The organism is Nocardia sp. NPDC005825 (genome assembly GCF_040630175.1).
In the GTDB taxonomy this organism is placed as follows: domain Bacteria; phylum Actinomycetota; class Actinomycetes; order Mycobacteriales; family Mycobacteriaceae; genus Nocardia.
On sequence record NZ_JBEXXC010000006.1, the window covers coordinates 299419 to 308443 of the forward strand.

The following is a 9025-nucleotide window of genomic DNA, read 5'->3' on the forward strand; positions in this document are numbered from 1 at the left end:
CGGTGTCCTCTTTCAGCCCAGCTCGTGGTCGGAAATGCGGCCGAGTTCGCCGTCGATGAAGCTCAGGAGTTCCTCGGCCGAGGCGGTGGCGAGGTGTGCGTCGACGGCCTCGGTCGCGGGGTTCTCGGTGGCGGGGGTCGTCGCCCAGCGTCCGGCCAGCTCGCGCAGCCGCTCGGCGATCCGGTCGCGGTCGGCCTCGCCCAGGTCGTCGGCGACGCGTTCCCACCGGTCCAGCTCCGCCCACAGCACGTCGGCGGGGGCGGGCGGGCGCAGGGCGTTGAGGACGAACGCGGCCAGGTCGGCCGGAGTGGGCCGGTCGAAGACGGCGGTGGCGGGCAACGTGGTTCCGGTCGCCAGGGAGAGCCGGTTGCGCAGCTGCACCGCGGTCATGGAGTCCATGCCGAGTTCCTGGAACGGACGGTCGGCTTCGATGCTCAGGGGGTCGGCGATGCCGAGGACCGCGGCCAGCTGGGCGCGAACGGTGTCCACCACGGCGTCGAGCTGCCGGGTCTCGTCGAGATCGGCGAGCCGGGTCCGCAAGACCTCGGCGGTGTCGGCGGTGACGGCTGCCGGGCGAACCGGCGCGGTTCGCACTGTGTCGCTGCCGGTTTCACCGTCGATGCCGAGTTCCAGGGTCCGGAGTTCGACAGCTTCGGCGCTGAACACCGGGTTCCCGGCCGGATCGGTCAGATACGCGGTGACCGCGTCCCCGTCCACCGGTCGCACGTGGGCCCGGACCGCGTCCGCGCCCGTGGCGTACAGGCGGACGTTCCGCCAGATGACCGGTGCCAGCAGTGAATCCGCGCCGAGGGTGCTCGGCAGGGCCGCGTCCAGCAGTTCCGGGTGCAGGGCGAATCCGGTGGCCTGCACGGCCGATTCGGCGGGCAGGTGATGCTCGGCGGGCTGGTCGGCCAGCACCGGGGTGCCCGGATCGCCGCCGCGGGCCAGGGCGCCGGTGGCGATGGCGGTCCAGGTGCCGCCCGCGGATCTGGCCCGGATTCCCGCGGTGCGGCGGCCGGTGTCGTCGGCCGCGCCGATGACCACGTGCAGCTGGGCCTCCTGGCCCGCGGGGACGGTGAGCGGGCGGGTCAGTTCCAGCTGTTCGATGTGGTCCGCGCCGACTTCGTCGCCGGCCCGCAGCATCAGGTCGATGAGGACCGCGGGCGGGACCAGGGTGGTGGCGGGCGTGCTGTGGGAGGCCAGCCAGGGCAGCGCGTTCGGGTTCAGGCCGCCGGTGAGCAGCACGCTGTCGGCGTCGGGCAGGTGCAGGACGCCGGTCAGCACGGGGTGCTCGATCGGGTCGAATCCCGAGGTGGCGGTGGGAGCGGTCGGGTGCAGCCAGTACCGGTCGCGCTGGAACGCGTAGGTGGGCAGGGCGACCCGGCGCGCGCCGGTGCCGGTGAAGAACGCCTCCCAGTCGACGGTCGCGCCGAGGGAGTGCAGCTGCGCCACACCCGCGATGAGGGTGTGGGCCTCGTCGGTGTCGCGTCGTTGCAGGGCGATGGCGGCGGTGTCGGTGACCTGGTCGGCCAGCGGTGTGAGCACCGCGTCGGGTCCGACCTCGGCCAGCACGGTGACGTCGAGCGCGGCCAATGTGGTTGCGGCATCCGCGAACCGGACCGGCCGGCGAATCTGGTCGACCCAGTACCGCGCGGTGGTGGGCTCGGCGATCCGACCGGTGACGGTCGAGACGAACGGGATGGCCGGTGTGGAGTAGGTGACCGATTCCGCGACAGCGCGGAACTCGTCGAGCATGGGGTCCATCAGGGCCGAATGGAAGGCGTGGCTCACGGTCAACCGCTTGTGACGGCAATCCAGCCGAGCGACAACCGCCAGAACGGCGTCCTCCGGGCCCGACAGGACCACGGACTCCGGACCGTTCACCGCCGCGATCGACACCTGATCGCCCAGCAACGGAAGCACCGTCGCCTCCGACACCGAGACCGCGACCATCGCGCCACCCGTCGGCAGCGCCTGCATCAACGCGCCACGCGCGGCCACCAGACGAGCCGCGTCGGCGAGCGAGAGCACACCGGCCACGTGCGCGGCCGCGAACTCACCCACCGAATGCCCGGCGACGTAGTCGCAGCGAATCCCCCAGTGCGCCAGCAGTCGCGCCAAGGCGACCTCGACGGCGAACAGCGCGGGCTGCGCCATCCCGGTGCCGTCGAGACCGTCGCCGGTGGTGATCAGCTCGCGCAGCGACCGGCCCAGCAGCGGGTCGAGGTGCGCGGCGGCCTCGTCGAACGCGGCGGCGAAGACCGGGAAGCGTTCGTACAGGCCCATTCCCATGCCGAGGCGCTGCGCGCCCTGGCCGGTGAAGACGAAGGCGGTGCCGCCCGATCGCGCCGTGACCGGCAGGGTGTCGGCGAGCGCGGCGACCAGTTCCCCGGTGTCGCCGCCGACCACGGCGGCCCGGTGCTCGAAGGGGGTGCGTGCGGTGGCCAGCGAGTACGCGATATCCAGTTCCCGCCCGGTCGAATTCGCGAGGAACTCCCGCAGCCGGGCCGCCTGGGCGTCGACCGCGGCCGGCGTGCGGCCGGAGATCAGCCACGGCACCACCGGCAGTTCCAGCGAGACCGCCTGCGGCTCGGCCGCTTCCGGATCCGGGGCCTGTTCGACGATGACGTGCGCGTTGGTGCCGCCGAAACCGAACGACGACACACCGGCCCGGCGCGGTTGACCGGTCTCGGGCCAGTCCCGCACCTCGTTCAGCAGTTCCACCGACCCGGCGGACCAATCCACCTCGGGCGACGGGGTTTCCGCGTGCAGGGTGCGCGGCAGCACGCCCCGGCGCATGGCCTCGATCATCTTGATCACGCCGCCCACGCCCGCGGCCGCCTGCGAGTGCCCGAAGTTGGATTTGAGCGAGCCCAGCAGCAGCGGACGGTCCCCCGCCCGGTCGCTGCCGTAGGTGGCGAGCAGGGCCTGGGCCTCGATCGGGTCGCCGAGGCGGGTGCCGGTGCCGTGGCCCTCGACCGCGTCGACCTCGGAGGCGAGCAGGGCGGCGTCGGCGAGCGCGTCGCGGATGACGCGTTCCTGGGAGGGGCCGTTGGGCGCGGTCAGCCCGTTGGACGCGCCATCCTGGTTGACGGCCGAGCCGCGCAGCACGGCCAGCACCTCGCGGCCCTCGCGGCGCGCGTCGGAGAGTCGTTGCAGCGCGAGCAGTCCCGCGCCTTCGGCCCAGCCGGTGCCGTCGGCGCCCGCGCCGAAGGACCGGCATCGGCCGTCCACGGACAGACCGCGCAGCCGGGAGAACTCCACGAACGCCTGCGGCGTGGACATGACGGTCACGCCGCCGGCCAAGGCCAGATCGCATTCGCCGCGGCGCAGGGACTGCGCGGCCAGGTGCAGCGCCACCAGGGACGACGAGCAGGCCGTGTCGACCGAGATCGCGGGTCCTTCCAGGCCCAGCGAGTATGCCAGGCGGCCCACCGCGATGCTGCCCGCGCTGCCGGCGAACAGGTAGCCCTCGTGTTCGCCGCCGACGCCGGGGCGAGCGCCGTAGTCGGAGTACATCACGCCCGCGAACACGCCGGTCCGGGAGCCGCGCAGGCTGCGGGGCACGATGCCCGCGGATTCCAATGCTTCCCAGCCGGTTTCGAGCAGCATGCGCTGCTGCGGGTCGACGGCCAGGGCTTCGCGCGGGGACAGCCCGAAGAAGCCCGCGTCGAACAGGTCGGCGTCCATCAGGAATCCGCCGCCGCGGCTGTAGGACCGTCCGGCCTGTTCGGCGTCGCTGTCGAACAGGGAGCCCAGGTCCCAGCCGCGGTTGGTGGGGAATTCCGAGACCGCGTCGACGCCGCGGAACACGAGGTCCCACAACTGTTCCGGATCGGTGACGCCGCCGGGGTAGCGGCAGCCGACGCCGACGATGGCGATCGGTTCGTCGTCCCGGGCGGCCACCGTGGCCGTCGCCGCGGCCCTCGGCTTCGCGCCGACCAGCTCACCGGACAACCGCTCCGACAGGGTGGCGGGCGTCGGGTAGTCGAAGACCAGGGTGGCGGGCAGGCGCACGCCGGTGGCCTCGGCCAGCCGGTTGCGCAGTTCGACCGCGGTCAGCGAATCGAACCCGAGATCCTGGAAGGACCGGTCCGCGCCGACGGCACTGGAGCCCGAATGTCCCAGGACCGCCGCGGCATTGGTGCGGACCAGGTCCAGCAGGGCCGCGGCGCGCTCGGTCTCGGACAGCTGGGCCAGGCGGGCGGCGAAGCCGTCGCGCGGAGCCTTGCGGGCGCGGGTCGCGGGGGCCAGGCGGCGGAACATCGTCGGGACGTCGCCGGCGGACCGCAGGGCGGCGATGTCGAGGCCGGTGACCGCGAGCAGCGGGACGTCGAGGGCCGTGGCGACATCGAAGGCGTGCAGCCCGGCGGCGGTCGGCAGCGGCAGGACGCCGATGCGGCGGATGCGCTCGCGGTCGACGGCGCTCATCTCGTCGGTGATGCCGCTGGCCTGCTCCCACAGGCCGTAGGCGAGGGACACCGCGGGCAGCCCGAGCGAGCGGCGGTGCTCGGCGAGCGCGTCCAGGAAGGTGTTGGCGGCGGCGTAGTTCGCCTGGCCCGCCGTGCCGACCAGACCCGCCAGCGACGAGAACAGCACGAACGCACCGAGATCCAGGTCGCGGGTGGCCTGGTGCAGCGCCCACGCCGCGTCGACCTTGGGCCGCAGCACACCGGTGACCTGGTCGGGGGTCAGCGATTCCACGATGCCGTCGGCGAGCACGCCGGCGGTGTGCACGACCGCGTGCACCGGGTGCGCGGCGACGACGGCGGCCAGCTCGGCCGGATCGGTGACGTCGCAGGCCAGGATCGTGACTTCCGCTCCGTGCTCGGTCAATTCGGCCCGCAGGTCGGGCGCGCCGGGCGCGTCGGGTCCGCGGCGGCTCAGCAGCAGCAGCGAGCGAGTGCCGTGGGTATCGACCAGATGCCGGGCGAGGGCCGCGCCGAGGGTGCCGGTGCCGCCGGTGATCAGCACGGTCCCCTGCGTCCACGGATCGGTGTCGACGGTGGCGGCGCGGGCGCGGATGAGGCGCGGGACATGCAGCGCCCCGGCGCGAATCGCCACCTGCGGCTCACCGCTCGCGATGGCGGCATCGAGGGCGTCCCACGAACCGGGTTCCGCGTCGACGTCGATGAGGGTGAAGCGGTCCGGGTGTTCGGTCTGGGCCGCGCGGACCAAGCCCCAGGCTCCGGCCTGCGGCAGGTTCGCGGCGGCAGGACCGGCCGCGGACTCGGTGAGGAACACCAGACGGGAATTCGCGAACCGCTCGTCGAGGATGGCGGTGCGCACGACCGCGAGGGTGCGATGGACGACATCGTGTGCGGCGGAAGGAATCTCCGCGCCCTGGTCGGCGGCGGGCAGCTTGACCACGACGACGGCGGGTGTGCCGGTGACCTGGTCCAGCTCGGCGTATCGGGTCGCCACGCCCGGCACTTCGCCGACCGCCGCCCACCCGCCGCGATCCGATATCGCGGCGGGAGTGGGGATTTCGCTCCACTCCAGCTCGAACAGCGTCTGGTCCGCACCGGCGGCGGCCTGGGGGCGCAGGGCCAGGGCGTCCACGGCGATGAGGGTCGCGCCGGATTCGTCGGCGATGAGCATGGCGACCGCGCCGCGCCCGGCCGGGATGATCCGGACCCGCAGCGCCGTCGCCGGGAAGGCGGGGATCGTGACCCCGGACCACGAGAACGGCAGTAGCGCGGGCCGATCGGTGTCGGAGATGCCCGGGACCAGGGCGTGCGCCGCGGCGTCGAGCAGGGCGGGGTGCACGGTGAACCGGTCGGCCCCGGCGGCGTACTCGTCGTCGAGGACCAGTTCGGCGAACAGGTCCTCGCCGCGACGCCACAGCTTGCGCAGACCGTTGAACACCGGGCCGTACTCGTAGCCGTGGTCGGCCGCGCGATCGTAGGCCCCGGTGAGGTCGACCTCCTGCGCGCCGCGCGGGGGCCACTCCCCGATGACACCGGGGTCGATGCTCGGGTCGGCCTCACCCAGCAGGCCGGTGGCGTGCAGTCGCCAGTCCTGGCCGCCCGCCACGCGGGAACGGATCTCCACCGGTCGCTTGCCGTCGCCGTCGGCGGCGGCGACGCTGACCCGGATCGTCACCGGCTGATCGGTGAGTTCCAGGGGCGCGGCGATGGTGAATTCCTCGACCCGGGAGGGTTCTTCGGCGATTTCGGCGGCGGCCCGGAAGGCCAGCTCGAGCAGCAGGGTGCCGGGGACGATGGTGGAGCCGTCGATGGTGTGCTGGGTCAGCCAGGGCTGGGTATTGGGGTCGAGCACACCGGTGAGCAGCGCGCCGTCGATATCGGACAGGTGCAGGACGCCGGTGAGGATCGGGTGGTCGACCGGGTCGAAACCCGAGGCGGCCGAGGCCGTGTTCGGGTGCAGCCAGTACCGCTCGCGCTGGAACGCGTAGGTGGGCAGCGCGACCCGGCGGGCGCCGGTGCCGGCGAAGAACGCCTCCCAGTCGATGCCGATACCGTGCGTGTGCAGGCCCGCGAGGCCGCGGACCAGGGTGTCGGCTTCGGCGCTGTCGCGGCGCTGCAGCGCGATCGCGGGGGTGTCGGTGACGGCTTCCAGCAGCGGTGTGAGCACGGCGTCGGGGCCGATCTCGGCGATGGCGCCGACGCCGAGCCCGGCGAGCGTCGTCGCGGCGTCGGCGAAGCGGACGGCCCCGCGCACCTGGTCCACCCAGTAGTCCGCGCCCGCCGGCTCGGTGACCTGGCCGGTGAGCGTGGAGACGAACGGGATGGTGGACGGCGAGTAGGTGATGGTCTCGGCGGCCGCGCGGAACTGCTCGAGCATGGGGTCCATCAGGGCCGAATGGAAGGCGTGGCTCACGGTCAACCGCTTGTGACGGCAATCCAGCCGAGCGACAACCGCCAGAACGGCGTCCTCCGGGCCCGACAGGACCACGGACTCCGGACCGTTCACCGCCGCGATCGACACCTGATCGCCCAGCAACGGAAGCACCGTCGCCTCCGACACCGAGACCGCGACCATCGCGCCACCCGTCGGCAGCGCCTGCATCAACGCGCCACGCGCGGCCACCAGACGAGCCGCGTCGGCGAGCGAGAGCACACCGGCCACGTGCGCGGCCGCGAACTCACCCACCGAATGGCCCGCCACCGCACGGACATTCACGCCCCAGGAGCGCAGCAGCCGCCACTGGGCGACCTCGACGGCGAACAGCGCGGGCTGCGCCATCCCGGTGCCGTCGAGTCCTTCGCCGCTCGTGATCAGTTCCCGCAGCGAGCGGCCGAGCAGCGGGTCCAGCAGGGCCGCGATCTCGTTCAGGGCCTCGGCGTAGACCGGGAAGCGGGCCGCCAGTTCCGCGCCCATGCCGATCCGCTGCGCGCCCTGGCCGGTGAAGACCACGCCCAGCCCGCCGTCACCGGCGACGATGGGCGCGGTGTCGGCGGCGTCCGCGCCCGGCCACAGCACGGTGCGGTGCTCGAAGGCGGTGCGCGCGGTGGCCAGTGAGTAGGCGATATCCAGTTCGGTGGCGGGCGAACCCGCCACGTACTCACGCAGTCTGGCGGTCTGCGCTTCCACGGCCTCGGGGGTGCGGCCCGAGACGAGCCACGGCACCACGGGCAGTTCCACCGTGACCGGTTGCGGCTCAGCGGCTTCCGGTACCGGTGCCTGTTCGACGATCACGTGCGCATTGGTGCCGCCGAACCCGAACGACGACACACCGGCACGGCGCGGCTGACCCGTCTCGGGCCAGTCCCGCGGCTCGACGAGCAGCTCCACCGCCCCCGAGGACCAATCCACTTCGGGGGTGGGGGTTTCCGCGTGCAGGGTGCGGGGCAGCACGCCGTGCCGCATGGCCTCGATCATCTTGATCACGCCGCCCACGCCCGCGGCGGCCTGGGAATGCCCGAAGTTGGACTTCAGCGAGCCCAGCAGCAATGGCTGCCGATCGCCCCGATCGCTGCCGTAGGTGGCGAGCAGGGCCCGCGCCTCGATCGGGTCGCCGAGCCGGGTGCCGGTGCCGTGGCCTTCCACGGCGTCGACCTCACCGGCGGACAGGCGGCTGTCGGCCAGGGCCGCCCGGATCACGCGCTCCTGCGCGGGGCCCGACGGCGCGGTCAGGCCGTTGGACGCGCCGTCCTGATTGATCGCGCTGCCGCGGATGACCGCCAGGACTTCACGCCCCGCCGCCACCGCGTCCGACAAGCGTTGCAGCACCAGCAAACCAGCGCCCTCGGCCCAGCCGGTGCCGTCGGCGCCGGCGCCGTAGGAGCGGCAGCGGCCGTCCTCCGACAGACCGCGCAGGCGGGAGAACTCCACGAACGCCTGCGGCGTCGACATCACCGTGACGCCACCGGCCAGCGCCAGGTCGCATTCCCCGCGCCGCAGGGATTGCGCCGCCAGGTGCAGCGCCACCAGCGAGGACGAGCACGCGGTGTCGACCGAGATCGCCGGACCCTCCAGACCCAGCAGATACGCCAGGCGGCCCACCGCGATACTGCCCGCGCTGCCGGCGAACAGATAGCCTTCGAACTCCCCGCCCACACCGGGCCGCGCCCCGTAGTCGGAGTACATGAGACCGGCGAACACGCCGGTCTGGGTGCCGCGCAGCGCACGCGGCACCAGCCCCGCCGATTCCAAAGCCTCCCAGCCGGTTTCGAGCAGCAGCCGCTGCTGCGGGTCCATGGCCAGCGCCTCGCGCGGGGACAGTCCGAAGAAGCCCGCGTCGAACCGGTCCGCGTCGAGGAGGAATCCGCCGCCGCGGCTGTAGGACCGGCCCGCCTGCGCGGCGTCGCTGTCGAACAGCGAGCCCAGGTCCCAGCCGCGGTTGGTCGGGAATTCCGAGACCGCGTCCGCGCCCCGGGTGACCAGGTCCCACAGTCCCGCCGGGTTCACGACCCCGCCCGGATAGCGACATCCCAGTCCCACCACGGCGATCGGCTCGCGCATCGATTCCTCGACGGCGGCCAGCTGCTTGCGGGCCTGGTGGGAATCCGCGATCGCACGCTTGAGGTATTCGCGCAGCTTCGCCTGGTCGGACATCGGC

The 9025-nt window shown here is 73.2% G+C and carries 1 protein-coding gene; it reads right to left on the minus strand.

The features are described from left to right. Positions 1–12: 12 nt before the first annotated feature. The gene (locus ABZ382_RS19190) at positions 13–9021 is read right to left on the minus strand and encodes an SDR family NAD(P)-dependent oxidoreductase (protein WP_357090507.1); all 9009 of its coding nucleotides are present in this window, start codon (positions 9019–9021) and stop codon (positions 13–15) included. Positions 9022–9025: the final 4 nt, after the last annotated feature.

Coding starts and splice junctions, on each gene's coding strand:
- ABZ382_RS19190 (WP_357090507.1), bottom strand. CDS start 9,021: ATGTCCGACCAGGCGAAGCTGCGCGAATACCTCAAGCGTGCGATCGCG.